Annotated in this window: 25 protein-coding genes and 5 pseudogenes; 15 read left to right on the top strand and 15 right to left on the bottom strand. The window is 62.8% G+C overall.

From position 1 onward, the window contains the following. Nucleotides 1-28: 28 nt before the first annotated feature. Nucleotides 29-1,867 carry an ATP-binding protein gene (locus tag A4G99_RS06585; protein ID WP_066140973.1) on the bottom strand — a complete coding sequence of 613 codons (1,839 nt, stop codon included), beginning with the start codon at nt 1,865-1,867 and terminating at the stop codon, nt 29-31. Nucleotides 1,868-2,037: 170 nt separating this feature from the next. Between A4G99_RS06585 and A4G99_RS06580 the strand changes: the two genes are divergently transcribed. Beyond that, a complete protein-coding gene (locus tag A4G99_RS06580) occupies nt 2,038-2,373 on the top strand; it encodes a hypothetical protein (protein WP_066140970.1) in 336 nt (111 codons plus the stop codon). On the opposite strand, the gene A4G99_RS06575 is transcribed toward A4G99_RS06580, so the two are convergent. Together A4G99_RS06575 and A4G99_RS25775 are read right to left on the bottom strand one after the other, a co-directional pair. Further along, a complete protein-coding gene (locus A4G99_RS06575; protein ID WP_066140968.1) occupies nt 2,367-3,620 on the bottom strand; it encodes a DNA double-strand break repair nuclease NurA in 1,254 nt (417 codons plus the stop codon). The genes A4G99_RS06580 and A4G99_RS06575 overlap by 7 nt on opposite strands. A 212-nt stretch (nt 3,621-3,832) precedes the next feature. Beyond that, complete coding sequence (locus A4G99_RS25775) at nt 3,833-3,973, bottom strand: hypothetical protein (protein WP_190303706.1); 141 nt, start codon at nt 3,971-3,973, stop codon at nt 3,833-3,835. A 162-nt stretch (nt 3,974-4,135) separates the two neighbouring features. Between A4G99_RS25775 and gpmI the strand changes: the two are divergent. Next, nucleotides 4,136-5,654 (top strand): annotated as a pseudogene (gene gpmI / locus A4G99_RS06570) (2,3-bisphosphoglycerate-independent phosphoglycerate mutase). Here gpmI and A4G99_RS06565 read toward each other — a convergent pair. The 9 genes and pseudogenes from A4G99_RS06565 to A4G99_RS06525 form a co-directional block, all read right to left on the bottom strand. Further along, nucleotides 5,651-5,848, bottom strand: coding sequence for an HVO_0649 family zinc finger protein (locus tag A4G99_RS06565; protein WP_066140965.1), 198 nt, complete (start codon nt 5,846-5,848; stop codon nt 5,651-5,653). The pseudogene gpmI and the gene A4G99_RS06565 sit on opposite strands and share 4 nt — an antisense overlap. A 239-nt stretch (nt 5,849-6,087) precedes the next feature. After that, nucleotides 6,088-6,825, bottom strand: a pseudogene (locus tag A4G99_RS06560) (inositol monophosphatase family protein); the annotation flags it as partial. A 125-nt stretch (nt 6,826-6,950) separates the two neighbouring features. Further along, nucleotides 6,951-7,758: pseudogene (nadC, locus tag A4G99_RS06555) on the bottom strand (carboxylating nicotinate-nucleotide diphosphorylase). Continuing rightward, entirely contained in the window at nt 7,748-9,226 is a 1,479-nt protein-coding gene (locus A4G99_RS06550; RefSeq protein WP_066140962.1) for an L-aspartate oxidase, read from the bottom strand. The pseudogene nadC and the gene A4G99_RS06550 overlap by 11 nt, the downstream one beginning before the upstream one ends. Further along, nucleotides 9,223-10,355 (bottom strand): annotated as a pseudogene (gene nadA / locus A4G99_RS06545) (quinolinate synthase NadA). Before nadA ends, A4G99_RS06550 begins: the two are co-directional and overlap by 4 nt. A 175-nt stretch (nt 10,356-10,530) precedes the next feature. Then, the gene (locus A4G99_RS06540; protein ID WP_066140959.1) at nt 10,531-10,737 is read right to left on the bottom strand and encodes a hypothetical protein; all 207 of its coding nucleotides are present in this window, start codon (nt 10,735-10,737) and stop codon (nt 10,531-10,533) included. A gap of 24 nt (nt 10,738-10,761) precedes the next feature. After that, nucleotides 10,762-12,360 carry an amidohydrolase gene (locus A4G99_RS06535; protein ID WP_066140956.1) on the bottom strand — a complete coding sequence of 533 codons (1,599 nt, stop codon included), beginning with the start codon at nt 12,358-12,360 and terminating at the stop codon, nt 10,762-10,764. A 145-nt stretch (nt 12,361-12,505) separates the two neighbouring features. Beyond that, complete coding sequence (locus A4G99_RS06530; protein ID WP_066140953.1) at nt 12,506-12,772, bottom strand: hypothetical protein; 267 nt, start codon at nt 12,770-12,772, stop codon at nt 12,506-12,508. 104 nt (nt 12,773-12,876) lie between these two features. Next, nucleotides 12,877-13,788, bottom strand: coding sequence for a winged helix-turn-helix domain-containing protein (locus A4G99_RS06525; RefSeq protein WP_066140950.1), 912 nt, complete (start codon nt 13,786-13,788; stop codon nt 12,877-12,879). Nucleotides 13,789-13,935: 147 nt separating this feature from the next. Between A4G99_RS06525 and A4G99_RS06520 the strand changes: the two genes are divergently transcribed. The 12 genes from A4G99_RS06520 to A4G99_RS25770 all read left to right on the top strand — a co-directional run bounded on the left by A4G99_RS06520 (nt 13,936) and on the right by A4G99_RS25770 (nt 21,320). Further along, complete coding sequence (locus tag A4G99_RS06520) at nt 13,936-15,174, top strand: translation initiation factor IF-2 subunit gamma (RefSeq protein ID WP_066140947.1); 1,239 nt, start codon at nt 13,936-13,938, stop codon at nt 15,172-15,174. Beyond that, on the top strand, nt 15,174-15,551 hold the full coding sequence (locus A4G99_RS06515; protein ID WP_066140944.1) for a PIN domain-containing protein: 378 nt from the start codon (nt 15,174-15,176) through the stop codon (nt 15,549-15,551). The genes A4G99_RS06520 and A4G99_RS06515 overlap by 1 nt, the downstream gene beginning before the upstream one ends. A gap of 1 nt (nt 15,552) precedes the next feature. Next, nucleotides 15,553-16,125: a DNA-directed RNA polymerase gene (locus A4G99_RS06510; RefSeq protein ID WP_066140942.1), complete on the top strand. Its 573-nt coding sequence runs from the start codon at nt 15,553-15,555 to the stop codon at nt 16,123-16,125. 2 nt (nt 16,126-16,127) lie between these two features. Further along, nucleotides 16,128-16,325: a transcription elongation factor subunit Spt4 gene (spt4, locus tag A4G99_RS06505; RefSeq protein WP_066140939.1), complete on the top strand. Its 198-nt coding sequence runs from the start codon at nt 16,128-16,130 to the stop codon at nt 16,323-16,325. Between the two features lie 4 nt (nt 16,326-16,329). Continuing rightward, complete coding sequence (locus A4G99_RS06500) at nt 16,330-16,881, top strand: GTP-dependent dephospho-CoA kinase family protein (RefSeq protein ID WP_066140936.1); 552 nt, start codon at nt 16,330-16,332, stop codon at nt 16,879-16,881. Nucleotides 16,882-16,927: 46 nt separating this feature from the next. Next, nucleotides 16,928-17,584, top strand: a complete 657-nt coding sequence (locus A4G99_RS06495; protein ID WP_066140933.1) for a hypothetical protein — start codon at nt 16,928-16,930, stop codon at nt 17,582-17,584. Between the two features lie 79 nt (nt 17,585-17,663). After that, on the top strand, nt 17,664-17,987 hold the full coding sequence (locus A4G99_RS06490) for a 30S ribosomal protein S24e (RefSeq protein ID WP_066140930.1): 324 nt from the start codon (nt 17,664-17,666) through the stop codon (nt 17,985-17,987). Further along, on the top strand, nt 17,987-18,121 hold the full coding sequence (locus A4G99_RS06485; protein WP_066140928.1) for a 30S ribosomal protein S27ae: 135 nt from the start codon (nt 17,987-17,989) through the stop codon (nt 18,119-18,121). Before A4G99_RS06490 ends, A4G99_RS06485 begins: the two co-directional genes overlap by 1 nt. Next, a complete protein-coding gene (locus A4G99_RS06480) occupies nt 18,122-19,741 on the top strand; it encodes a bifunctional N(6)-L-threonylcarbamoyladenine synthase/serine/threonine protein kinase (RefSeq protein ID WP_066140927.1) in 1,620 nt (539 codons plus the stop codon). A gap of 139 nt (nt 19,742-19,880) precedes the next feature. Then, a complete protein-coding gene (locus A4G99_RS06475; protein WP_066142400.1) occupies nt 19,881-20,153 on the top strand; it encodes a DUF5808 domain-containing protein in 273 nt (90 codons plus the stop codon). A gap of 39 nt (nt 20,154-20,192) precedes the next feature. Beyond that, the gene (locus A4G99_RS06470; RefSeq protein WP_066140925.1) at nt 20,193-20,732 is read left to right on the top strand and encodes an XTP/dITP diphosphatase; all 540 of its coding nucleotides are present in this window, start codon (nt 20,193-20,195) and stop codon (nt 20,730-20,732) included. Nucleotides 20,733-21,182: 450 nt separating this feature from the next. Next, nucleotides 21,183-21,320, top strand: a complete 138-nt coding sequence (locus tag A4G99_RS25770) for a hypothetical protein (RefSeq protein WP_190303705.1) — start codon at nt 21,183-21,185, stop codon at nt 21,318-21,320. 294 nt (nt 21,321-21,614) lie between these two features. Here the strand turns inward: A4G99_RS25770 and A4G99_RS06465 are convergent. Then, nucleotides 21,615-22,086, bottom strand: a pseudogene (locus tag A4G99_RS06465) (hypothetical protein). Between the two features lie 249 nt (nt 22,087-22,335). Between A4G99_RS06465 and A4G99_RS06460 the strand changes: the two are divergent. Continuing rightward, nucleotides 22,336-24,231: a PGF-CTERM sorting domain-containing protein gene (locus A4G99_RS06460; RefSeq protein WP_066140922.1), complete on the top strand. Its 1,896-nt coding sequence runs from the start codon at nt 22,336-22,338 to the stop codon at nt 24,229-24,231. Between the two features lie 39 nt (nt 24,232-24,270). Here the strand turns inward: A4G99_RS06460 and A4G99_RS06455 are convergent, their stop codons facing one another. Further along, nucleotides 24,271-24,741 (bottom strand): hypothetical protein, encoded by a 471-nt coding sequence (locus A4G99_RS06455; RefSeq protein ID WP_066140919.1) that lies wholly within the window; start codon nt 24,739-24,741, stop codon nt 24,271-24,273. A gap of 91 nt (nt 24,742-24,832) precedes the next feature. Then, nucleotides 24,833-26,659 (bottom strand): LEA type 2 family protein, encoded by a 1,827-nt coding sequence (locus tag A4G99_RS06450; protein ID WP_066140916.1) that lies wholly within the window; start codon nt 26,657-26,659, stop codon nt 24,833-24,835. Nucleotides 26,660-26,742: the final 83 nt, after the last annotated feature.

Below are 26,742 nucleotides of genomic sequence, written 5' to 3'. Positions count from 1 at the left end.
GTTTTATCCAATTCTCCTCTCGTGAGACTCAATCCCTGCCGTGGCGGGTGACGCACTTCGGCAGGCCGGTGATTTCGACGGGTTCGGAGTTGTCCGGCGAGTAGACGACCATCTGGCCCTTCTCCATGTACGGCACCTTCTTCTCCAGCGTTGTCGGGATGTTCACGCTCTTGATGGCGTCCTCGTCGCCGAGGTTCAGGACGACGGTCGTGTTGATCTGCTTGAACACCGCGTCGTGGATGTCCTGCGGGTCCTGCGTGATGAGGAACAGCCCGAGTCGCTCCTTGCGGCCCTGTTTGGCCGCGTCGGTGAACTTCCCGATGACTTTCCGGGCCTGCACACTATCGGCGTCCGAGAGGAAGTTGTGCGCCTCGTCCATTCCGACGAGGAGCGGGGTCTCCTTGATGGTCGGGTACTCCGGCGCGTTCGAGAGCTTCTCGTCGATGAGCAGGCTCGACACGGCGAGGACGACCATCTCCTTCGCCCGACTCGACGGCAGGTGGTAGGTCGGCACGACCGACAGCCGTCCCGAGCGAACGAACTGCGGGACGAGGTCGGTGATGGGGTCCGCCGCTTGGTCGAACACGCTGCTCGGAACGGAACGGGCGCGGCGCTTCACGGCGTCGAACGTCGCTTCGTGCACGCGTCCGCTCTCGTCCAGTTCCTCGCGGAGCGCCGGGTCGTCGAGGAAACTCAGGAACTCCTGGTACGTCCCGCCGTCGCCGCGCTCTCGGAAGAATCGATTGAGCAGGTGTGTCAGCGCGCCGTACTGGTTGTCGTTGAGGCTCGCGCCCGCGACGAGCCACTGGTTGCCCCGCACCATCGAGAACGGAATCGTGAACTCGACCTGCTCGGCGTCGTGGTGGCTCGCGGCATACGTCTCGCCGCCGACTTTCGGGACGAACGCCACCGTCTCGTCGTGGCCGCCGTGGGCGACGCCCTCGCGTTCCCACGCGCGTTCGTCCTCGGCCGTCACGTCCGGGTTGTCGTCGTGCATCTGGGCGTACTCGTCCTGCGGGTCGAACTGCACGACAGCCATCCGGGCGTTTCGCCCGTCGTCCATCGGATACGTCCGTTCCTCGGCGAGGTACTGCCGGAGGATGTTCTTCGCGCCGTGGGTCTTCCCCGACCCGGTGCCACCCGCCACGAGCGAGTGCCGGAAGACGAGCGGGTCGCCCGAGTCGTAATCGTCCTTCACGCGGTAGTCGATGGTCGGCGGTTGGGCGGCCGTCCGAACCTTTTCGCCCCCGACCGAGAGGTGGCCCAGAAAGACGCCGTCCTCGGGAATCTTCAATCCCGTCTTGATCTCTCCCTTCTCGCTGGCCTGTCGAACCACCGTCTCGGGTTTCGGCACGCGGTCGGTCATCCGCCGCTTCAGGTCGTCGCCGTCCGCGAAGAGCACCGCGATGGGCTCCAACGTCGCCATGAACTTGTAGTCCGTCTCGTCTATCGACCCGTTGCGCATCGCGCGCCGGGCGTGAATCTCGGTGGCGTCGTCGCTGTGGAACTCCTGTGCGTATTCGAGCGTCGTGATGCGACAGAACAGCTTTTCGCCGTCCGGGTAGGGGACGAGCAGGTACTTCCCGATCCGCACGTCGCCCCGGTTCGGCGCGGTGATGTACGCCCGTAGGCAGGTATCGTCGCTCTCCTCGCCGATGGAGAGTCCCTCGGAGACGGCGAGACTGCCGATACCGTGATCGTCGCCGACCGGGTCGAGTTCCATCCGATCGAAATCGTCGCTCTGCTCCGTCGTCGTACGCCGTCCTTCCCGGTTTTCGGCAGTCTCCCCGTCCGTTTCCGTCGGTTCCGACGCCGACGAATCGCCGGAGTCGCTCCCGAAATCCGAGAAGTCGCCCAAATCGCTCATGGACCTGCCATCTCGCGCGTGATAGAAACGTGTTTCGCACGGGTGACGTTGACCGGGAGCGTTTCACACGGAAAACACGCCCATGTAAATTATATTTCACTACTACCACCGTGTCATTCCATACCCCGTTTCCCACTTCCCTTTTATCCTCCCGAGTCCTACTGAGTGCTATGTTGCTCGTTCGCGGCGAGGCGGGAGGGACGACCCTCACAGGAACGCTGTACGAGCGGGGTGAACGCTCACCCACGTTCAAGGGCGCGCCGGACGAAGACGCGCCGTACGTATGGGTCTGCGACGAGTTCTATCAGGTCGAGAGCGGCGGGACCTCCCAGATGGTCTCGGGCAAGGAGGTCCACGTCGCGTTCGAGACCCCGATGCCGCGCGGGTTCGACACCCGTGACCAGGCCCTCGACGCCGCCGAAGAACACATCCGAACGCAGTTCGCCCGCATCGGCGTGGACGAAAACGAAGTCGAATTCTCGATGGAGAAGGGCGAACTTCAGTAGTTGCGGCCCCAGCGCACGTTGTTGTAGTTTTCGTCCAGTTTCGTATCGAACGACCGTTCGAAGCTCGTTATGAGCGAATCCCTGCTGTTGCGCCCGATTTGTGCGAGCGAATCGGCTTTCGAAATGACCGTCGGCGGCCCCCGTGAAACGGCGATTTCCTTGAGGATTTGTCGCTCGATACGCCGACGACACGTCTCGTCGTCCGTGAAGATTCGAGGGGCTTCGATTTTGAACAACAAATCGCGTCGCGGGTCGTAGATAACACAGAACGTCAGTTCGTACTGTTCCGGTGCGAATCGACGGTCGATATAGTCCGCCGCTTCCGTACCACCGAAAAAGTCGTCCGACCCGGCGCGCGAGACGAACCAGTTCGTGAGCGTCAGGTCGTCGGTTAGTCGCTCGTACTCCCCGTCGACGACCTCGCCGCGTTCGAGAACCTGCGAGAAGAACGCGGCGTCGTGTACCCACGGCGTGTTTATCCGCTCGGTATCGCGGAGCGTCCTGATTATCGACTTCGCGGAGATGTTCTTCACGAACCCGGCCAGCGGTACCTCGCGCTCGGCGAACGTCTCCACCAACTCGACGTAATTCTGAAGGATCGTTCGTACTTGCCCCGACTCCTCGAAGAGGTCGGGGAGAATCTTCCCGCGGTCGCGCCACCGAAGCAACCCCTTCGGATACATCGGGCCGTCCAGTAGCAGGAACTCGGTCACGTCCTCGGCGTGGTCGAGCGCATGCCGACTTTCCGCACGGTAGAGCGCCAGCGCATGGACGATGTCCTGTTCGAAGTCGTCCTGCCGCGGTGCGTGAACGATTCGGCGCTTGCTGTGCTTGCCGTACTGTTCCCATTCGGTATCGAACTTCGGTTCCATATCGTTCGTGTGAACCGCCTTCACGACCGTCCGCGAGTCGTGTAAGTCGAGGTTCGACGGCGACGAACTCATCGCCGCGTGGGCGACGTCCACGACCAGTCCGTTCTTGAACGGTTGTGGATTGATGGTCCCCGAATCCAACCCGTGCATCGTCCCGAACTGATCTTCCTCCAACGCGAGTTCCTCGACGTTCGCACACCGCCGTCGTAAGTCCGATAGCGGCGCGAGCACCTCCGTCCCGTCGTGGTACAGCGGGTCGAGAAAGTTCTCCCAGACCTCCCGTGCGAGTTCCCGATGGTTGCGCTCTTCCCCTTCGTACGCTATCCTGTCCGCCAGTTCGGCGATGCCGTCGAAGTGAACGGGGTCGAGTGTCATGCTCGGTCCAACCCGGTCCAACCCGAAAAAAGATACCGTTCCTCGATATCGAAACGAGTCGGTTCGGACGCGGTGGAACCGCCGTCAAAATATCAAAATTTCTTACTGTCGCAACGAATAAAACGCTTCGTTCCCTACTCGGTTCCGTCGGGCGACGCGCTCGGCGTTACAAAAAAGTGGTAGATTTCGGGCGGATGGACGTCTGATGGCCGTTATCCGCCCGAGTTCCGCTTTGCGATCAGTACTCCGACGGCGACGAGTATCCACCCGCAGTCGTTTCGACTGGCGATGATCGTCGCGCCAGCGGTGATGAGCGCCACGGAAACCCCGTTCGATGGTGCCCTATTGGGCATGATATCACCCGTCGTTTGGAACGAGCGAGTACAAGCACCACCGCCTCGATAGTTAAACGAATTCTTACGTGGAGTGAAAGTGAACGAAAGCATCCCACGGTCACGGTCGCATTTTCCACCGCAGGCGAAGACTTGTTACCCCGCCCCGACGACGAATCGAATATGAAAGCGGGACTCATCGTCCTCGACGGTTGGGGATTGGGAAGCGAAGACGGCGGCGGACGCTATCGAGGCGGCGGACACGCCGAATTTTGACCATCTCGCCAAGTCGGGCGCGTACGGCACGCTCGACGTGACGGGGCGGCGGGTCGGACTACCCGACGGCCAGATGGGGAACAGCGAGGTCGGACACCTGAACATCGGCGCGGGGCGGGTGGTCAGACAGGAGTACACGCGAATCAGCGACGCCATCGCGGACGGTGAGTTGGACGAAAACGAGGCCATCATCGGCGCGCTCGATTACGCCGACGAGCACGACGGCCGGGTCCACTTCATGGGCTTGGTCAGCGAGGGCGGTGTCCACTCCGACCAGAAACACCTGTACTCGCTCATCGAACTCGCGGCGGACCACGGCGTCGAGGCCGTCACCCACGCCTTTACGGACGGACGGGATACGTCACCGGAGAGCGGGGTGGACTTCCTCGGCGAGTTGCAGGAGGTCATCGACGAGCAGGAAACCGGCGAGGTCGCCACCGTCTCCGGGCGTTACTACGCGATGGACCGCGACCAAAACTGGGAGCGGACGAACCGAGTCTACGACGCCATCGTCAACCGGGACGCGGAGTTCGAAGCCGAAACCGCAGTGGAGGCCGTCGAGGACTCCTACGACCGCGGCGACACGGACGAGTTCGTGAAACCGACGCTGGTGGCGGACGGCCCCGCACTGGCGGACGGCGATGCGGTCGTCTTCTTCAACTATCGCTCGGACCGCGCCCGGCAACTGACGCGGATGATCGCGGACATCGACCCGGTGTGGACGTTCGACACGCATCCCCCGGACGTGGAGTTCGTCATGATGACCCAGTACGACCCCGATTTTGACCTGCCGGTCGCGTTCCCGCCGCATCAACCGGAGGACACGCTAGGCGAGGTGCTCTCGGAGCACGGCCTGACGCAGCTTCGTCTCGCGGAATCGGAGAAGTACGCCCACGTGACCTACTTCTTGAACGGCGGGCGGGAGATAGAATTCGACGGCGAAATCCGGCGCATCATCCAGAGCCCGGACGTACCGACCTACGACCAGCAACCGGAGATGAGCGCCGAGGAAGTGACGGACACGGCCATCTCGGTCATCGACTCGGACGACCCCGACGTGCTCGTGTTGAACTACGCGAACCCGGACATGGTGGGCCACACCGGCGATTTCGACGCCGCCGTCGAAGCCGTCGAGGCGGTGGACGAACAACTCGGGCGACTCGTGGAAACGCTCGAATCGCACGGGGCACACGTCCTCATCACGGCGGACCACGGCAACGCCGACGACATGGGAACGCCGGACGACCCGCACACGGCACACACCTACAACCCGGTCCCGCTCGTCTACGTCTCCCCGAACGGCGACGACGACGGAAAGACGGTCCGGGGCGGCGGGTCGCTCTGTGACCTCGCGCCGACGCTCCTGTCGCTCATCGGCGTCGAACAGCCTGACGCGATGACCGGCGAATCGCTGCTGGAAAACTAGTCGTACCGGAGCACGTGTGTCTCGATGCTATCACAGCGTGGGCAGACGTGTTGGTAATGGATTTCGTGGCCGCGCTTGGTCACGCTCCACCGAGCATCGAGGTCCACATAACCACATTCGACGCACGCTCGTTCCTTCCTTTCGTAATGCTGCCGGAGCCTGTCGAACGGCGAGCGGTTGGCGTACGTTTTCATGTGTTACCATTTGTCACGATAAACCATAACAGTGTCTCCCGTCGAGTGTCACCCCCGAATCCGCCGGGGTCGATATCGGTCACTGCGGTCGAACACCGGTTTCGGTCGGTGTTCCCGCAATCGAGGCGCGAGCGACCCGACGAAGAGGGTTTCGGCGATGGGAACGTCCGAACGGGGACGATAGCGGCCGTGACGACGCCGCTGCCGACCGGGAATCGAATCGGAAACAGGGAATCGAATCAGAAGAGGGATTCCAACGCTTCGAACACATCGTCGTTGGCCGCCGCGAGGTACAGTCCATCCTCCCGCATCAGGCTCGCACCGCTTTCGTCCGCGAGCAACCACCCCGCGTGCTGTTCCACCGCGTCGGGGTGGAAACAGACGACGGCTTCCAGTTTGCCGCGCGCGAGCAGTCCCCAATCCAGCGCGGGTGCCCAACTGCGCCACACCCGTTTACAACGAGTTCCGACCTCGGCCTCCAACCGGTCGGCCGTCCCCCGCAGTTCGTCGTCCCGTAGCGCGTCCAACCCGAGGACGAACGACACCGTCGCGTTGTCGCTCGCAACGGCGCTTTCGGCCCGAATCGGCTCGCCGTTCAGGGTGGCACCGCCGTCCCGTCGAGCGACGTACGTGTGATCGTGGAGCGGGTCGCACACCACCGACAGCACGGGAACGTCCCCACGGAGGAGCGCGAGCGCGGTCCCGAAGTACGGAATCCCCGAACAGAAATTGTTCGTCCCATCGAGTGGGTCCACGACCCAGCGGTACGCGCCCGACCCCGAGCGCCGTCCGGACTCCTCGGCGTAAATCGCGTGATCCGGGAACTCGTCAGTCAGCACGTCCAAAATCCGCGTCTCCGCTTCCCTGTCGGCGAGCGCTTTCACGTCGTCGGGGCCGTACTCCGCGGCGAGGGATTCGGTCTCGAACTCGGACACGAGATACTCGCCCGCGAGTTCACACGCCCGAACGCCCGCCGCCTCGAACGAATCGAGGCGCGCTCGTCCGGAAGATCGTTTTCCATAGTAGTAGTTGTCATCGAGCGGTAAAATCCGTCCCGGTCCCCGTCGCCCGATTTTATCCGATTCGGAACGAGAAGTCCAGTTTACCCGGTTCGGAACGAGAAGTCCAGCGACGGCGCGCTGTGGGTCAGCGCTGCCGATGGAAATCACGTCCACGTCGGTTCCGGCGTAGTCGGGGACAGTTTCGAGGTCGATACCGCCGCTGGCTTCGGAGAGGACGCCGTCGGGAAGGAGTTCGACGCCCGTTTCGACTGCTTCGGGGGGAAGGTTGTCGAACATGACGATGTCCGCGCCCGCCTCCGCCGCGCGACGACCGTCCTCCGGTCGTTCGACCTCCACCTCGATTTTCGTGGCGAACGACGCCAACTCCCGGAAGTGCTCGATCGCGCCGACCATCCCCATCTCCTCGATGTGGTTGTCCTTGACCATGACCATGCCCGACAGCGTGAGGCGATGCGTGTCGCCGCCACCGGCGGCGACCGCCCGCTTTTCGATGCCGCGCAGGCCGGGCGTGGTTTTTCGTGTTCCTGCAATCGCCACGTCGTCGCTGACGAGTCGCGCGGCGGACACCGCTTCGGCCGTCTTCGTGGCGATTCCGGAGGCGTGACCGACGAGGTTGACCGCGATTCGTTCCCCGCGAAGGACGTCGGTCGCCGGGCCGTGGACCTCGAAGACGGTCTCGCCCACGTCCACGTTCGCGCCGTTCTCGACCAGCGGGTTCGTCTCGCAGTCGAGGTAGTCGAACACGGACAGCGCGGCGTCCAACCCGGCGACGACGCCGGACTCCCGCGCGACGAGTCGCCCGACGGTCTTCCCGGGAACGTGGTTGGTCACGTCGCGATGGCCCACGTCCTCGCGGAGCCATCGCTCGACGTCGCTATCAGTCAGCACGGACTTCCTCCACGTGGTGACAGCCCACGGATTCGGCGTCCATCGCGTCCCGAGCGATGAGCAGGGCGACGACGCTCGCGTTTCGGAGTTCGTACAGGTCCCGTGCGGTTCGGGTTCTGGCGTAGGCGTCCACCTCCCCTTTCAGCCGCCGAATCGCGGCGGTCGCCCGTCGGAGGTCGTCGGGATTCCGCGAGAGGCCGACGTACTCGTCCATCACCTGTCGAAGGCGGGTGAACTTGTCGCGGGCGAACCCGGCGGGAAGCGCCGGGTCGCTGTTCAGTAATTCCGGGGTTTCGACCGGCCCGGAACCGGTCGAAACGTCCGCCGCGCGCTGCCCCGCGCGGAGACCCCAGACCAACCCTTCGAGAAGGCTGGTCGAGGCGAGGCGGTTCGCGCCGTGAACGCCGGTCCGCGCACATTCGCCGACCGCGAACAAGCGGTCGAGGCTCGTCGTTCCGTGGTCGTCCACCTCGATGCCGCCGCAGAGGAAGTGCTCGCTCGGCGCGACCGGAATCGAGTCGTGGGATACGTCGCGCTCGTCGCATTTCTCGGCGAGGTCGGGGAACGTTCCCGCGAAATCCAACGGCGTCGTATCGAGGACGACCTCGCCGGTTCGGTCGCGTTCGCGCTGGACCGCGCGGGCGACCACGTCGCGGGGCGCGAGTTCGGCGTCCGGATGTTCGTCGACCATGAACCGCTCGCCGTCGGCGTTCCGGAGGACCGCGCCCTCGCCGCGAACGGCTTCGCTGACGAGGAAGGGGTCGTTTCCACTGTACGCCGTCGGATGGAACTGCACGTACGCCATATCCCTCGTCTTCGCTCCCGCCAGCGCGGCCATGGCGATGCCGTCGCCCGTCGCGGAATCGGGGTTCGTCGTGTGGTCGTACAGCGCGCCGACCCCGCCGGTCGCGAGTATCGTACTTCCGGCGAAGGCGGGCCAAATTTCGCCGTCTCGTTCGAGCATCGCGCCGTGAACGCGGCCTTCGTGAGTCACGAGCGTGAGCGCGGCGGTGTCCTCCGCGACGGTCACGCGCGGATGGGAATCGAGGTGGGAGAGGAACGGACCGAGGACGTGCTGGCCCGTGCTGGCGTCGATGTGGAGGATTCGCTCCTCGGAGTGGGCGGCCTCCCGCCCGTAATCGTACTCCTCGCCGTCCGAGTCGAAGGTGACGCCGAGCGTGTCTATGAGCACGTCCTCGACGGCGTCGTTCGCGTTCTCGACCAGCACGTCGACCGCTTCGGCGTCGGCCGTGTCCGCGCTCGCCGCCAACACGTCGGCGTGGAACGCCTTCGGGTCGTCCCGGGTGACGGCGATGCCGCCCTGCGCCCAGTGCGTCGAGGCGTTTTCCGGGCGAGTCGCCTTCGTGGCGACGAGCACGTTCGCACCCGCACGCGCCGCGCCGAGCGCGGCGCTACAGCCCGCGATACCGCTTCCGATAACGAGGATATCGATTTCTTCCCCGCTCATAGCTCCAGCATCCTCTCCAGCGCCAGCATGGCGAGGTCCTTTTCCTCCGGCGCGACTTCGATGACGTTCCGTTCCCGTCCTTCGACCAGTTCTTCGAGCACCCACGTCAGGTAGTTCGGGTCGATTTGGCGCATCGCGTTGCAGTCCATGCAGGCGTCGCCGCAGAGCGGGAGGACGTTCACCTCGGGATGCCAGCGTTCGAGATGGTTGACGAGGTGGATCTCCGTTCCGATGGCCCACGTCTCGCCGGGGTCGGCCTCGGCGATGGACTCGCAGATCGTCGCCGTGCTGCCGACGACGTCCGCCGCCTCCACGACCTCGCGGCGGCATTCGGGGTGGACGACGACCTTCGCGTCGGGGTGGTCCGCGCGAACTCGGTCGATGTGTTCCACGCCGAAACGCTCGTGGACTTGGCAGTAGCCGTCCCAGAGAACGATCTTCGAATCCGCGATAGCAGCGGCGTCCTGTTCCTCGGGGTCCCACGGGTTCCACATCGCCGTCTCGTCCTCCAAACCGAGACGATGGGCCGTGTTCTCGCCGAGGTGTTTGTCCGGCAGGAAGAGCACCTTGTCGCCCTGTTCCAGCGCCCACTCGAAGACGCGGTGGGCGTTCGATGAGGTGCAGACCGCGCCACCCTGCTCGGCGCAGAACGCCTTCAAGTCGGCGTAGGAGTTCATGTACGTGATCGGGATGATGTTCGCGTCGGGCGCGGCCGCCTCGATTTTCGCCCACGCGGAATCGACCTGCAACGCCTCGGCCATCCCGGCCATCGGACAGGACGCCTCCATCGACGGCAGGATGACGGTCTGATCGTCGTCCGTGATGATGTCCGCCGATTCGGCCATGAACGTGACGCCGCCGAAGACGACGTACTTCGCGTCGCCTCGGCCGCCTTTACGCTCAGTTGGTAGGAATCGCCGATGAAATCCGCGTGTTCGACGATCTCCCGCCGCTGATAGTTGTGGCCGAGGACGACAACGTCGTCGCCCAGCGTATCGAGCGCCCGCTCGATACGTTCCGTTCGTTCTTCTTCACTCAACCCTCGATATTCCGATGGAAGCTGTTCTAGATTATCGTATTTGAACAGACTCAATTCGGTTTCGAGGTTTGCGGTCTCCATTTTTGGCACGTTGGTCCACCTGTGGTTGCACTAGCCAACAACAGCCAGTATTGAAAATATTTTCTCTTCAAAACACGCTTTCCGATTGTTTCGGTGATTGATAGCGCGTGCTGTTCGCTATCCACCGCGGAATACGACTCGAAAAACGGGGTCAGTTCCCGGAATCAAATGGGTTCAGTTCCCGTTATCGCCTGTCGTCGCGCGTGTCGCGGCGGGCGGCGCGTTCGGCGCTCGACCAGTCGTGATGTTCGGTCTCCTCGCGGTCCGATTCCGTGTCGATGAGCCACCAGAGGACGAGCGGGCCACCGATGGCGAAGAGAAGGAAGAGGGCGAAGACACCGCCGAGTTCGGCGGCGAGGAGGACGGGGAGGGCATGGAGGACGAAGGACATGATCGATAGCTGTCTGGAAACGGCTTAATCGTTCCGTCCGTCGAAGGCGACGCTACCGTCCACGACGGTCATCGCCACGTCGATGTTTTCGATGTCGTCGGCGTGTTCCCACGGCGAACGGTCGAGGACGGTGAAGTCGGCCTTCTTGCCGACCTCGACGGTGCCGAGGTCGTCCTCGTCGAATCCGGCGTAGGCCGCCCCGAGCGTGTACGCGCGGAGTGCTTCCGTCACGGAGAGTCGCTGTTCCTCGACGGGCGCGTTGACGGTTTGATGAATCCCGAGCAGCGGGTCGAGGGGCATGCAGTCGCTGCCGAACGCGAGATGTGCACCCGCGTCGAGTAGAGTGCGGTAGCGATTCGTTTGCTTCCGGCGCTCCTCGCCCAGTCGAGCGTCGTACAAACCTCCTGACTGCGCCCATTTCAGGAAGTTCGGCTGCACGGATGCGATCACGCCCGACTCCGCGAACCGCTCGATCTGTTCGTCCGTCACGAGTTCGACGTGCTCGACCCGGTGGCGCTTCTCGCCCGCGTCCCCGGTCTCGTCGAAGGCGTCCAGCACGGCCTCGATCGCCTCGTCGCCGATGGCGTGGGCCGTCACCTGAAAGCCAGCGCCGTCCGCCCGCGCGACGATGTCGTCCAGTTCGTCGGGGGAGACGACCCACTGGCCGGTCACGTCGTCCTCGGCGTCCGTATCGGCAACCTCGTCCGCGTCGGCGTACGGTTCCGAGAGCTTCGCCGTCCGACCGCCGAAGCTGCCGTCGGTGAACGACTTTATCGCGCCCGTCGTCACCAACGAACTGCCGTGGTTCGTCACGAGACCGACCTCCTCCGCGGCCTCGATGTGGTCGCTCCAGTAGTTGATGCGGACGCGCATGGTCAGGTCGTCCTCCAGTTCGAGTCGGCGGTACACCTCCGGCGCACGGGATTGCCGACACATGTCGTGGACTCCGGTGACGCCCTTCTCGTGGGCGTCGCGCTGGGCCGCCAGCAGGAGTTCGCGGGTCGTCTCGGCGTCGGGTTCGATGGCCTCGTAGACGGCGTTCACCGCGTCCTCCACGATGACGCCGGTCGGTTCGCCGTCCTCGGTTTCGACGTCCTCATCGGGCATCTCGTCGCCCAGTCGGTCGAGCACCACGCCGTTGACCGAGGCGACGTGCAGGTCCTCGCGGAACGCGGCGACGGGACGGGTTTCGCTCACCGAATCGAGGTCCTCGCGGGTGAGATAGCGCGACTCGTCCCACATGCTCTCGTCGAACCCGTAGCCCAGGACCCACTCGTGGTCGCTCGAATCGCGGTCCTCGTCCAACTCGGCCAGCAGGTCGACGCAGTCGGCGGGCGAATCGGCGTCCGAGAGGTCGGCGTTCACCAGATAGCTCCCCACGGTCTGCATGTGGGTGTGGGCGTCGATGAATCCCGGTAGGAGGACGCGTCCGCCGAGGTCGATGACCTCGGTTTCGACTCCGTTCAGGAAGTTCACCTCGTACGCCGAATCGACGCGAACGATTTCCCCGTCCCGGATCGCGACCGCTTCAGGTCTGTCGTCCGCGTCGTCGTTCCCCGCCGGGTCGTCCGCGAGGGTGTGCACCTCCGCGTTCGTGAGGATCAGATCCGCTGGCGCTGTCATGGTTTCGTGGTCTGTTCGAGCGGCGATAACTGTTCGGGAACGACTAGATCAGGGTGGGATTTCGAACCGGATCGTTCGATCGCTGTGAGTCGTAGTCGGGTTGGATCAATCTCTCACCGTGCGACACGACGATCAAAAAACTCGTTCAGAACTTCAGCGTCGTGAACACGCTCGCCATAACCCGAACGACGAGGAACGGCAACAGGACGATGAGACCGATGCTGGCCGCCCACGCGACGAGCAGAACGGGAACTCCCGTTCCGACCATCGCCACACCGTTCACGACGGCGATTCCGAGGACGAGTGCGACGGCGGTGCCGAGCACGAGCGCGGACAACGCGGCGAGCGCTCGGCGGGCGAAGGCGGTTCGTGGAGATTGGTCGGCGAATCCGACGGTGGTTTCGTACTTCATGGTGGCTCTCCTCGTTTGAACGAAGGGGAGCTACCGACAAATATGTTAGCTGAAGAACACTTCTGTAGGATCCGATACTGAAACGCGTTCCTGTAATCTCGATGTCAGGCGGCGCTCTCGGCGTCGGTTGCCGACGGACAGCCCTGATCGATTTCGACGACGTTCATGTCGGCGTCGAGGGTGATGTTGAGAGTTTCGTCGGAAAGCGTTATCGAGACGCGGATTCGCCACGGGTCCTCGGAGAGAACCGTCGTGGTTTCGTCGCCCACACACCACGTGAGCGACCAGAACGGCTTCGTACAGAGGTCGATGCCGTGGTCGCTGTAGAACGTGACGACCCGCGACTGGTCCAGAAGCGACAGCCCCACCGTCGAATGGAGTTGGTGATGGCACTGTTCGCAGTGGTGGTCCACCCTGACCTTCGTTCCGAGGACGTTCTCCGTATCCTTCTTCACCGTCGTTCCCATCTTCCCGTTGCACTCAGGGCACACGCCGTCGGCGGCGAGACAGTGGAGGTGGCGCACGCGCTGGTTGAACGCGTCCATGATTTCGTCGCTGGTACGGTCGTTCAGACCGCCCGGTGGGAACGGATAGTTGCCGTGAGCCTTCCCGCAGTCGGGGCAGGCCACCGTCAGCGTCTCCTCCTCGTACGTCGCTCGGAGGTGGGAACCACAGGCGGCGCACGTCTCGTCCAGTTCGATGGGGTCGAGGTGCGGATGTTCGTTGAACGAACCCGCCAGCACCGCGCTCACGACCTTCTTTCCGGCCTGGCGGAAGTCGTAGCCCTCGTCGGTTCGGACGACGAAGTGGTCGGTCAGCTGTTTCAGATGGTAGTTGAACTGGGCGCTGTCGCGCATCCCGACCTCCTTTCGAAGTTCGGAGAAGCCGACTGGTCGTTCCGGGGCCTGCCAAAGCGCCTCTAAAATCGAGAGGCGCGTCTCGTTGGCGATGACCGAGAACGCCTTCGCCGGAGCGAGACAGTCCTCACACTCCTGCAACTCGGTGTCGCTGCTCATGGGGGTAGTTTCGTCGGGTAGCGGATAAAACGTTATGTGAATTACATTTTTGTAACGTCCTTGTCAGGAATGCGCGCGATGCGAGAACAGTAGGTTTATCAGTCGTTCGGGCCGAATCTACGACAAGATTACTTCAGGAGGTCAACGTTGACAGGAACACACAACCAACCGGAGGTGAATATCGGACTCGTCGGCCACGTAGACCACGGAAAGACAACGCTCGTGCAGGCTCTTTCCGGGGAATGGACCGACCAGCACTCCGAGGAGATGAAGCGGGGGATTTCTATCAGACTCGGATACGCGGACGCGACGTTCAGGCAGTGCCCTGGCGTGGACGCACCGGAGTGCTACACGGTCGATGAAACGTGCGACGACGGGAGCGAAAGCGAACCGATTCGAACGGTATCGTTCGTGGACGCGCCCGGCCACGAAACGCTCATGGCGACAATGCTCTCGGGAGCGTCGCTGATGGACGGCGCGGTGCTCGTCGTCTCGGCCACGGAGAACGTTCCGCAGGCCCAGACCGAAGAGCACCTGATGGCGCTCGACATCATCGGCATCGAGAACATCGTCATCGCACAGAACAAGATCGACCTCGTCAGTCCCGACCGCGCGCGACGTAACTACGAACAGATTCAGGAGTTCGTGGAAGGGACGGTCGCGGAGGACGCGCCAGTCGTCCCGATCAGCGCCCAACAGGAGGTCAACATCGACCTGCTGATTCAGGCCATCGAGGAGGAGATCCCGACGCCGGAACAGGACCCGAACGACGACCCACAGATGTACGTCGCTCGCAGTTTCGACATCAACCGTCCCGGCACGACGTGGGACAGTCTCACTGGCGGCGTGCTCGGCGGCAGTCTCGTTCAAGGAAAGCTCAACGCGGGCGACGAACTCGAACTCCGTCCCGGACGCGAAGTGGAAGAAGGCGGCCAGACGCAGTGGGAACCCATCCAGACCGACGTGCGGTCCCTCCAAGCGGGTGGCGAGATGGTGGACGAAGCCACGCCCGGCGGCCTACTCGGCGTCGGAACGGGTCTCGACCCGAGCCTCACCAAGGGTGACGCGCTGGCCGGACAGGTCGCGGGGACCCCCGGCAGTCTCCCGCCGACGTGGGAGCAGTTCACGATGAAAGTCGATCTGCTCGAACGCCTCGTCGGCATGGACGAGCAGAACGTGGACGAAATCAGCACGGGCGAACCGCTCATGCTGACGGTCGGAACGGCGACGACGGTCGGTGCCGTCACCAGCGCGCGCGACGACGAGTGTGAAGTCTCGCTCAAGCGTCCCGTCTGTGCGGCTGAAGGGGCGAAAATCGCCATCAACCGCCGTATCGGCGCACGCTGGCGGCTCATCGGCATCGGAACCCTCACGACCCAGAACTGATGGTTCACACCGTCGTCATGGATACCAGTGCCCTCATGATGCCCGTCGAATGTGGCGTCAGGGTGTTCGACGAACTCGACCGGCTATTGGGCCAGTTCGAGTGTGTCACCCCTCGCGCCGTCGTCACCGAACTCGACGGACTGTCACAGGGCAACGGCAAGGAGGCGACCGCCGCGAGTGTGGGAGCCGATTTGGCGACGCGATGTCGAACCATCGACCACGAGGAATCGTACGCCGACGACGCATTGGTCGAACTCGGACCCGAGTTCGACTTCGTCGTCACGAACGACGCACCCCTTCGTACACGCCTGCTCGACGCTGGCGTATCGGTAATCCATATAAGGGGGAAGAACAAACTCGCAATCACTCAACCATAGCATGTATAAACGGGCCAGATTGAAGGACACGGTCGAAGTACCTCCCCAGTTCCTCGCAGACGTTACGCCGGACCTGGTGAAACGGTTACTACAGGACAAACTCGAAGGACGGATGGACGAGGACGTCGGAAGCGTCGTCAGCGTCACCGAAGTTCACGACATCGGCGAAGGTGCCGTACTGCCGAACCGTCCCGGCGTCTACTACGAAGCGGAGTTCGACGCGCTGACGTTCGACCCGCAGATGCAGGAAGTCGTGGACGGCGAAGTCGTCGAAGTCGTCAACTTCGGGGCGTTCGTCGGTATCGGGCCGGTGGACGGCCTGCTCCACGTCTCCCAGATTTCGGACGAATACCTCGCGTTCGACGAGGAGGGCCAAGCGCTCGCCTCCCGCGAGTCCAACCGCACGCTCGGCGTCGGCGACTCCGTTCGCACGCGTATCGTGACCAAGAGTATCGACGAACGCAACCCGCGTGAAAGCAAGATCGGTCTCACGGCGAAGCAGGTCGGCCTCGGTAAACACGGCTGGCTGAAGGAAGACCGTCAAAAGCGCCACGCGACGACGGAGAGCGAATAACGATGGCGAGCAATCGACTCGCCTGCCGAGACTGCCACGCCGTCGTGGAGCCGGACGAGGAAATCTGTCCCGTCTGTAACTCCACCAGCCTCACCGAGGACTGGAGTGGCTACGTCTCCATCGCCCACCCCGAGGAGAGCGAAATAGGGCGGGAGATGGAAGTCACGGAGCCGGGAAGCTACGCGCTGAAAGTCAGATAGAGACGTGTCAGAAACAGTCGTCTCGCTTCCCCGCGCGTTGCGTGGAGAGCTAAAGGAACCGCTCGGGCCGATTTTCACCGACGCGGAGACGCTTCTCGAATCGGCCGAGCGACCGCTGATTGCCGTCGGCGACGTGGTCACGTATCACCTCGAATCGGCTGGCGTCACGCCGGACGTCGCGCTCGTGGACGGGATCACCAAACGCGACGCCGTCGACCCCGAAATCCGGGACGCCGTCAGCGACGACGCGCGACGCGTTCGGGTGGAGAACCCGGCCGGCGTCCTCACGGACGACCTCCTTACGGCGCTCGCCGACGCTATCGGGGCGGACGCATCGACCGTTCTCGTCGTGGATGGGGAGGAGGACCTCGCCGCGCTTCCGGCGGTGCTCGCCGCGCCGGTCGGTGGAAGCGTCGTCTACGGACAGCCGAACGAAGGGATGGTTCTCACGAGCGTCACGTCCGACCTGCAAGCCGACGTTGCCGACCTGTTGGCGCGCATGGACGGCGACGTCGAGCGGTTGTTCTCGCTCGTCGGTTACGCCGACCGCCGCTAACAGGAGGTGAAACAGTTTATTAGGCTGGTTTCGCAATTGCATCACGATGCGGAGGAGTGAAACCGACGAGACGGGTGCGCTGGAGTTCGAGCGAACACTCCAGCGGTTGAAACGGGAGGGGTGTAACCTCCTGCTCGTCGGTTCCGTTCCGGATTCCGTGCTCTCGGCGGCAAGTCGGAAGCTGTTCGGCGACCCTGAAGAGCGCCGATTTCGCGTCGCCGTCCTCTCGGGGACGCCACGGACAGTGGTATACGAACGATTGCCGACGGCGGCGTTGGACGAGACCGCCACCGTCATCTCACACGACGGTGTGTCGATACCGCCCCACATTTCCGCGCCGGTCGTCGACGTCGATTCTGGTATTCGGGAACTCACGAGTTCTATTTCGGAGACGATAACCTCGTTCGAGGGTTCGAGGAACTTTCAGCCGGGCGAACTCCGATTCGGCCTCGACTCGCTTGGGTCGATGTTGACCCGGTACGATCCGACGCTCGTTCGGCAGTTTCTCGGCATCGTCGGTGGGCAAGTCCGTGGTGCGAACGGGATGGGTCACTACGTCCTGCCGCGACCGTACGACCACGAACTCGTGACGGCCCTCGAACCGCTGTTCGACGGCGTCATCGAATATCGCGTCGAGGCAGGACGGGAGGAGCGGTGGCATTTTCCCCATCACGACCTCCGTTCGCCGTGGCTTCCGCTGTAATCGCGTTCCAGTGGAATCGCCCACTTCGAAATCCTTTTACACGCTTCGGGGAGAAGAACACTATAACTGAGTGTTACACATGGAAGTCGAAATCCTCTCACAGGAGCAAAATCCAATGCTCCACCGGACTGAAGTGCGGTTCCAGATCGTTCACGACGAGGCAACGCCCTCGCGCCTCTCGGTGCGCGACAGCCTCGCGGCGAAACTCGACAAGAACGCGGACGAAGTCGTCGTTCACGAGATGAACACGAAGTTCGGCATGCGAAAGACCGTCGGCTACGCGAAGGTCTACGACAGCTCCGAACACGCCCGTGACGTCGAGCAGGAGTACATGCTCGAACGAAACAAGATCACGGCCGACTCCGAAGGCGAGGCGGAACCGGAAGCCGAGGAGGCTGAATAATGGCGCGAAACGAACTCTACAACGACGACGGCACGAGCGAGCGAGAGATGTGCCCGCGCTGTGGCGACACGTTCCTCGCGGACCACGGCGACCGGCTTCACTGCGGCAAGTGCAGCTACACCGAGTGGAAGTAAATGCGAATCCTCGGCGTTGAGGGTACCGCGTGGGCGGCCAGCGCGTCCGTCTACGATTCGAACACCGATTCCGTTTTTATCGAAACCGACGCCTACCAACCGGAGAGCGGCGGCATTCATCCGCGCGAAGCTGCCGAGCACATGAGCGAGGCGATTCCGCGCGTCGTCGAAACGGCACTCTCCGAGGCCGACGGTGATATCGACACCGATGAGCGAAGCTCATCGAGCAAACGGGCGTCGCCCGTTGATGCCGTCGCCTTCTCGCGCGGCCCGGGCCTCGGTCCGTGTCTGCGCATCGTCGGGACGGCGGCCCGCGCGCTCTCACAGACGTTGGACGTGCCGCTGGTCGGCGTGAATCACATGGTCGCCCACCTCGAAATCGGGAGACAACGATCCGGGTTCGACTCGCCCGTCTGTCTGAACGCGAGCGGTGCCAACGCCCACGTGCTGGGCTACCGAAACGGCCGGTACCGCGTCCTCGGGGAGACGATGGACACGGGCGTCGGCAACGCCATCGACAAGTTCACGCGCCACGTCGGGTGGTCACACCCCGGTGGGCCGAAAGTCGAGCAGGCCGCCACGGACGGCGAGTACATCGACATGCCGTACGTCGTGAAGGGAATGGATTTCTCGTTTTCGGGAATCATGAGCGCGGCGAAGCAAGCCGTCGACGACGGTCACGAAATTCCGGACGTCTGTTTTTCCATGCAGGAGAACATCTTCGCCATGCTGACCGAAGTGGCCGAGCGCGCCCTCTCGCTGACCGGCCGGGACGAACTCGTCCTCGGCGGCGGTGTCGGAAACAACGCCCGCCTCCGCGAGATGCTCGCCGAGATGTGCGACCAGCGCGGGGCGAAGTTCTACGCGCCGGAACCGCGCTTTTTGAGCGACAACGCCGGAATGATCGCGGTGCTCGGCGCGGAGATGGTCGCGGCGGGCGACACGATTCCGGTGGCCGAATCCGCGGTGAATTCGAATTTCCGCCCCGACCAAGTCGCCGTGTCGTGGCGCGGGACGGAAGCCCCCGACGTGCTTCGGCACCCCGACGAGCGCGAGGTTCGCGGCGCGGAAGCGACGGTGGACATCGGTCCCGAGCGCGTGGAAAAGCGCCGGACGCCAAAATCCTATCGTCATCCCGCACTCGACGCGACGCTTCGAAAGGAGCGCACGACGCTCGAAGCGCGCCTGACGAGCGACGCCCGACGCGCTGGCGTCCCGACGCCGGTCGTCTACGACATCGACCTCGCCGAGTTCGCCATCGAGTTCGAACGCGTCGGCGAGGCGGATTTGCGCGACGAACTCACCGCCGACCGCGTGCGCGACGTGGGCTGTCACCTCGGCACGCTCCACCACGAGGGCATCGTCCACGGCGACCCGACGACGCGGAACTTCCGATGTTCGCCCGACCGAACCTACGCCATCGACTTCGGACTGGGCTACTACTCGGACGACGTGGAGGACTACGCGATGGACCTGCACGTCTTCAGCCAGAGCCTCGCCGGAACCGCCGACGACGCGGGGGACCTCCAGCGCGAGTTCGAATCCGCCTACGAGGAGACCGGCGACGACCTCGTTCTCGACCAACTCCGTGAGATCGAAGGCCGCGGCCGGTATCAGTGAGAACGAACTCGTTTTCGAATCCGCTTCTTCGTCCGTACCGACCCGTAAACGACTCCCGAACGACATCCGAAACGGACCCGCCGTCGCCTTGCAATCCGATGCCCCAAACGCTATAATAGGTGCGGACAATGTCTATCACATGTCCGACAAAGAAACGTCAGGAACGCTCTTCGGTGTCCCGTACAACTTCGAACGCCCCAGCGTCGGGCGAATGCTCTCGGCGTACTGGAAGCCCGGCGAGGGGATGCTCGTCGAGAAACCGTTCGGCGTCGGCTACACGCTCAACCTCGCCAACTGGCGCTCGTGGGTCATCCTCGCCGTCGCTGGCGTGATGTTCTACCTGGAGAGCGAGAAGGGTGGCGAGTCAGAAGCCGAGAACGAACCCGTCGAAGTCATCGTCGACGACGACTGATTCGACGCTTCTTTTTCCCCGCACATCCCTCTCTCGCGTATGATTCGATTCGTCACCGGCAACGAGGGAAAGGTGCGGGAGGCACGCGAGTATCTGAACGACGAGGTTCGCCAGATAGACTACGACTACACGGAAGTCCAGAGCGACGACCTCGCCGAAATCGCGCTCCACGGCGCGCGCGAGGCGTTCGAGGAGACGGGCGACGACGACCCGATAATCGTGGACGACGCAGGGTTGTTCATCGACGCCGTCGGCGGGTTTCCGGGACCATACTCGGCCTACGTCGAGGACACCCTCGGCGTCGAGCGCGTCTGGCAACTCGCGGAGAGGGAGGAGAACCGCCGCGCGCACTTCCGCTGCGTCGTCGCGTACTACGACGGCGAGACCGCCGAGACGTTCTCCGGCGCGGTTCCGGGTACGCTCGTCGCGCCCCGCGGCGACGGCGGATTCGGCTACGACCCCATCTTCGAACACGAAGGGAAGACGCTCGCGGAGATGAGCACCGAGGAGAAAAACGCCATCTCACACCGCGGCCGCGCGCTGGCGAAGTTCGCCGACTGGTTGATCGAGCGGGAGTGATACGGACCCGTTCGTGTTTATCGGTTCGTTACGAAACGTGTTTGCACTTTTTCGATTGCAGTAACCGAGACGCAGACCACTTCAAAAGCCCCCGCCCGCTCGCGGTCCTCCGGAAGACGTTCCGGCTCACATTCGTTCGCGGGCTGCGACTTCCGTGGTCACCCTCACTGCATTCACGTGACGCTCGCCAACATCTCTCCTTGACTCGTACGGGAAGAGCTTCGCTCTTCCGTGCTCCCGTTCGCTTCGCTCACGGGAATTCCAGTCGTTCCACTCATCCCTCGCGCGATAGGCAACCACCCGTCGGCCGACCGCTAGTTCGCGGTTACAACGCTCACCAGAGGTTTCTTCGAAACCTCGCTGGCCTCCGAGTGGTCGCCGCGCGCGCACCCGGTTGGACGGGATGGGTACTATGGACCAGCCGCACGGCGCGCGAGGAACGCGCGAGGGATGACTGAGCGACCAACGGGAGCGAAGGAGTCGGCTGGGGAGGGTGTGGCAGACGAGGTTCCGGAGGAACCTCGCAAGCGAGCCGCACCGCCGCGAGCAAGCGGTGCGGAGGCGGGGCGGTATGGTCTGGGTGGATGAAAGGGGCCGCGTTCGCGCTTGTTGTAGTCGCCTGCACGGGCCAGTATCTGCGCGAGTGTTGCGGAGAGCGCAGATATCCCGTGCAGCGACCGCGAACGGCCGGGGACTTTCGAGGACTTCCTCTCAGTAACTGCAATCACACACCAACCAAATACGTCTGTTCGTAGCGAGCGGGCGGGGACTTTCTGGGTCTGCGTCTCGGTAGTGCAGTCGCAGAGCTACCTTCCTCCCGTGCGGATCTGCGTACGCGTTCATCGATTTATGAAAATCACGATGCGTCGTTTCCGACGTTTTCTATTTCCGCGAATCGTGGTCCGGTCCCGGGTACTCCCCGCCGACCACCGCGTCGTACAGGCTTTCGGGGTCGAACAGGGTCACGAACCCGTCGGGGCGCTTCACGCTGACCGGGATTCGACCCTGAAGCGCACTTGCCGTTTTCGCGCTCCGCAGGGTATTCGTCGTAGGAGAGGATGTGGGCCGCGTTGCCCGCGTGTGCACTGGCGAGGGCAGGGTGGTCGCCGGGGGTCTGTTCGACGTCGATTCGCAGGTCTTCCATCTTTTGTCGCCACCCGTTCGCCAACTCGTCGTCGGCCAGTTCACGGATGACTTCCTCGGCATCGTCGAGCAGTTCGTCGCTGGCGACGAGTTCGACCCACGAGTGTGCACGGACGATGTCCATCGCCTCGCGGGCATCGCCGCCGACGAGCACGTCCGCCACCAACACGTCGGCATCGACGGCGAGGCGGGCGGGATTGGGGTCACTCATCGCGTCGCTCCGCGAGCGTCTTCCGAATCGTCTCGATGTCCGTTTCGAATCGCGCCGCTCGGTCGAACAGGTCGCGCCACGTCATGGTTCGACGTGTGCGGCCGAACGGGAAAACTGGTATGGATGAACGGATGGTGGAATTCCGATTTCGAGCGTATTACGGACTACTGACATCGAGAGCCGTGTTTCCGTACCGCAACCATATCAAATAGCAGAAGTGTTTTAACACATCCACCAAATGATAGTTTTATGGTACGGAACGTATCAGCGCATACCCTCCTCGCACCGTTACTGGTGTTGATGGTGCTAATCGCCCCCGTTGCGGCGATTTCACCGGTGACCGCACCGCAAGCCGCCCAACGGCAAACGCTCACGACGGACGAACCCGCCGATTCCGTCTACGTGATGGACAACGGCGATGCGGTCCTCGCATACAACGACACGAACACGGACAGCACGGACAACAGCAGCCTCGAATTCGGGGCGAACGTGACGAAGGGTCTCGTCCACGTCCTCGCCACGGACGAAACCGAATCGGACATGGACGCGGCGATGTCGCTCGTGATGACACCCGACGGGTACACCGGAAACGGGTCGCTCACCGCCGACGGTCCGGATTCGCTTTCGAACCTCGACCTCGACGTGAGTAGCGTCCAGAACGAACAGCAGGCGAACGCCGACGTGGCGCTGGACGCCGCCTTCGATAGCGGGTCCTCGATGTCCACGGCCGGTTCCGTCCACACCGACGGCAGTGCGACGGTCACCGGCGACTCGTTCCGGACGAACGGAACGGGATCGATGACGGCGACGGCTTCGGCATTGGACGAACACTTGAAATACGACCTTCGAGAGACGAACGACGGGTTCGTGTTGAAGGCCTCGCGGAAGGGTGAACTCTCGTCGTACACGTCGAGCAACTGGAACTCCGAGGAGAAAGCGAAAGAACGCTTGGAAGCCCAGTACGCCCTCGTTTCCCAGCAAACCTCCGCGGAAGTGACCATCGACGAGTACCAGTTCGATACCTCGGGTGACGAACCGAAACTCGACATCCAGTACCACGTCACGTTCGTCGGTGTCAAGGACGCACTCTCGCAATCGATCGTGAGCAGCCTCGAATCCTCGTCGAGCGTCTCGATCACCGACGAGCAGGCCGATTCCCTCACGGCGGACATCGAGAAGATGCGAATCGACCACATCACGCTCGCGATGGACCGACAGGGTGGCAAAACGACCGTCGATTGGAACGTCGAAATCGACGACTACGATGCCGCAATGGTCGACGCGCTCGAAGTGATGGAGAACACCGACAGTTCGTCGATCAGCCAGGACAGTATCGACCGGATGAAGACCCAGTTCGCGGCCCAGAACGCCGCAGACCTCGAACAGACGGTCACGTGGACCGCCGACGTCACGCATCCGTCGGGTGAAACGACCTCGGTGAGCGCCGAAGTTCACTACCGGACGAAGCACTGGGGTGCATACACACGGGAGATGAACGACCGCGGCGTCGAACTCGGAACGTCCTCGGTGGAATTCCACGCCGAATCCGACGGTGACGAAGTGACGGCACACGGTTCGGTGGAACTGGAACGGAAGGCGATGCTCTCGAAGATCACCGATTCGATGCTCTCCTCGTTGGATTCGACGGCCGGAAGTTCGGCCGGGAGTTCGAACGGGATGGAACTGGTTCGTGCGTTCAAGCGGAGCGAGTTTCGGACCGCTCGCGTCGATATGAACGTCGAGTCGGGAACCGTCACCGTCGAAGGTGGCGCGCAGTTCGACAACATGAGCGCGTTCGCGAACGTCCTCGGTGATTCGTACGGTGGCGCGAACGTCGCCGACGTCGTCGGCCGAACGAACGGCAACACGACGACGACGTACGTCCGTGTGAAGGGTCTCGTCGGGGAGAACGCGACGAAGGCGGACGTTCGTGCACTCGCCATCGCGAACGACGACACGGAAATCTACATGCCCGGCGAGTGGAACCGGTCGTTCCCCTCGATGGATACGAAAGACGCCGCGACGTATCTCGGCCTCCAGCAGGATGCGAAGGAATCGAAAAACGAATCCGGCCAACCCGGCTTCGGCATCGGTGTTGCGGTCGTCGCACTCGCCGCAGTGGCACTGCTCTCCCGGCGCGACTGAAGTCCAAAAACACGCACTTATTTTTCGCTCGCTCGGACGTTACGTCCCTTCGACGCCGTGAATCTCGATGGACGAGTCGGAGTAACTGGCTTTCACGTGGTCCCCGACCTGTGCCCGGTTGAAGTCCTCGCGTCTCGTGGAGGCGGTGTAACACCCGATCCGGTCACCACCACCCGACCAATCCTTGCTACAGACGCCGATGACGTAGCCGAACTCCTCGTATTCGTCCCGTAGGAGGTCGTTGAGCGTAGTCGAGACGTGTAACTCCCCCGGGTTGGAAAAACGGTCAGCCCACTCCTTCGCGACGTCCATTATCGGTTCGTCGCTCGATTTCGTTAGCCCGACGCTGACGATGGTTTCGTCACGAAGACCGCCGCTGGTCCGGCGTTTGCCAGTTATCTCCTTGTTCCGGACGACTCCCCCGACGGATGCAAACGCGGAACAGCCAGCGAGACCCCCGCCCACCACGGCCGCCGACAGGGATGCTAGCACGGCACGTCTCGAAGGCATACGCGAGTATTTACCTTCACACACAAATAAATTGCGTCGAGAATTACGAACGCGTGGGTGGAAATCAACACGGGAATGGGACGAACGTGTCTCAGGCCGTCGAGTTTCCGAGGATGTTCGTGGTCACCGTCTTCCGGTAGTTCAGCGAATCGAGATCGATCCGTTCGGTGTAGCCGTGGTATTCGACGACGACGTAGTAGCTGACTTCGAGCGTGCTCTTCTCACCGTTCCGAAGGTGCGTCTTCCACCACGGGCCGAGTTTCGAGTTGTCGAGGTTCATCGTATCCCGAATCGTCGCCTCGCTGTGCGGGCCTACCTCGACGGATTTCTGCCTCGATCCGTCCGAGAGGACGATGCCGTTCATCGTCACGCGTGATCCGACTTCGACGATACGAATCGACTGACTCCTATCGTTTTCGACGGTCGCGGATGCGTCGATGGGTGTCTTGTCCATCGTCGCGTTGCCCCAGTTCGCCTGCACGTCGGAGATGCGTCCGATTTCCCGTCCCGCTATCGAGAACGACTGGCTCGACGCCGAATCGACGGGGCCGAGCATATCGGTCGTTATCGTTCCCCGGTCGGCTTTGCCACCGACGGGCAGTCGGGCGAACCCGGAATCCACGGTCACGTTACGCTCGATAACGCGGTCGGTCCTCTCTCCGTTGTTGACGTGACTGACCCACCAGCGTTGTATCGTCTCGTCAGTGATCCTCCCGGTGAGGTCGAGACGGGTCTTTCCTGACTCGATTTGGCGGGTCGTCTCCCCCTCGACCAGCGGGACGTCGTTCATCGACACTCGATACCGCGCATCAACCGAGAGGTGCTTTGCGAACACCGAACCCGGTTCGTTCGGGTTTACGACGGTCGCTCGGGTTCGAACGCCGGTGTCACCCGTCTCGGGAACGATCCAGTGACTCTCGACGGATTCGAGTTCGGGCGGCGCGAACGACGAGTTTCCGTCGCGCGGAACGACCTTCGTCGTCGTCTTCCCGCCACCGAGCACGTCGGTCGTAAAGACGATGCGCTTGCTCAGGAACGGGAGGTCGACGTTTTGCGTGGTTCCGTTGTCGTGCATGACCGCGTAAAACTGCACGTCCATCGTCGTCTTCTCGCCGTTCTCCACGTGGCTTTCCCACCACTCCGGCAGTTTGCCGTTGTCGAACGTGGAGTCGATACCGAACGTGGTCGTCTTCCCCGGTTTCATGTGTACCTCGCCGTCGGTCGTTCCGTTGGCGACGGTCACGTTGTTCATCGTGATCGTGTATCCCAACTGAGAGAAGACCACCTCGCCGCTGGTCGGGTTCTCGACGGTCGCGTTGACGGACAGCGGCGTCCGCTCCGTCGTGGCGTGTCCCCACGATGCGTTCGTTTTCGTCACCCGCAGGATTTCCCGGTTTCCAGCGGTCATTGTCCGCGTCTCGTTGCTGTCGAACGCGCTGAGCAGGTCCGTCCGGAACGTCCGTTTCTGTGCGGGAAGTCGCTTCGAATACAGCGGAACGCTGACCGTCGGCGAGATACTGACCGTCGTCTTCTCGCCGTTGTTGATGTGGCTCGCCCACCACGCCGGAATCTTTCGGTTGTCCATGCGCGTCGTCATCGAAATCGTGGACCGTCCGGACGGTAATTCGATGTTCTCCTTTTTCCCGTTCGCCACGGTCACGTCGTTCATATCCACCCGATAGTCGAGGTCCGCGACGCCCGGCATCCCGACCGAGCTGGGATTGTTCACGTCGATATTCGTCCGAATTTCGGTCGTCTTCGCGCTGACGCCGCCCCACGCGGCGTCGACGTTGTCGACGCTCGGTTGCCCGACCGTCACGATGCCGGAGGAGAGCGCCACGCCCAGTCCGCCAGCACTCACGAGGAGGACCGTCATCACTCCCACGAGCAGTTTTCCGAGGAGGCTACGAATCGCCATTTTCTACTCTCCTAACATATATGTCTTTTGTCCCACAGTTCATTGTCCGGTCAATTCGCACCCACCACCAAGTAACTTTACCT

Source organism: Haladaptatus sp. R4, from assembly GCF_001625445.1.
Lineage (GTDB): Archaea > Halobacteriota > Halobacteria > Halobacteriales > Haladaptataceae > Haladaptatus.
The sequence above is the reverse complement of the archived record's forward strand: the minus strand, read 5'-3'. Positions and strand labels throughout refer to the sequence as shown.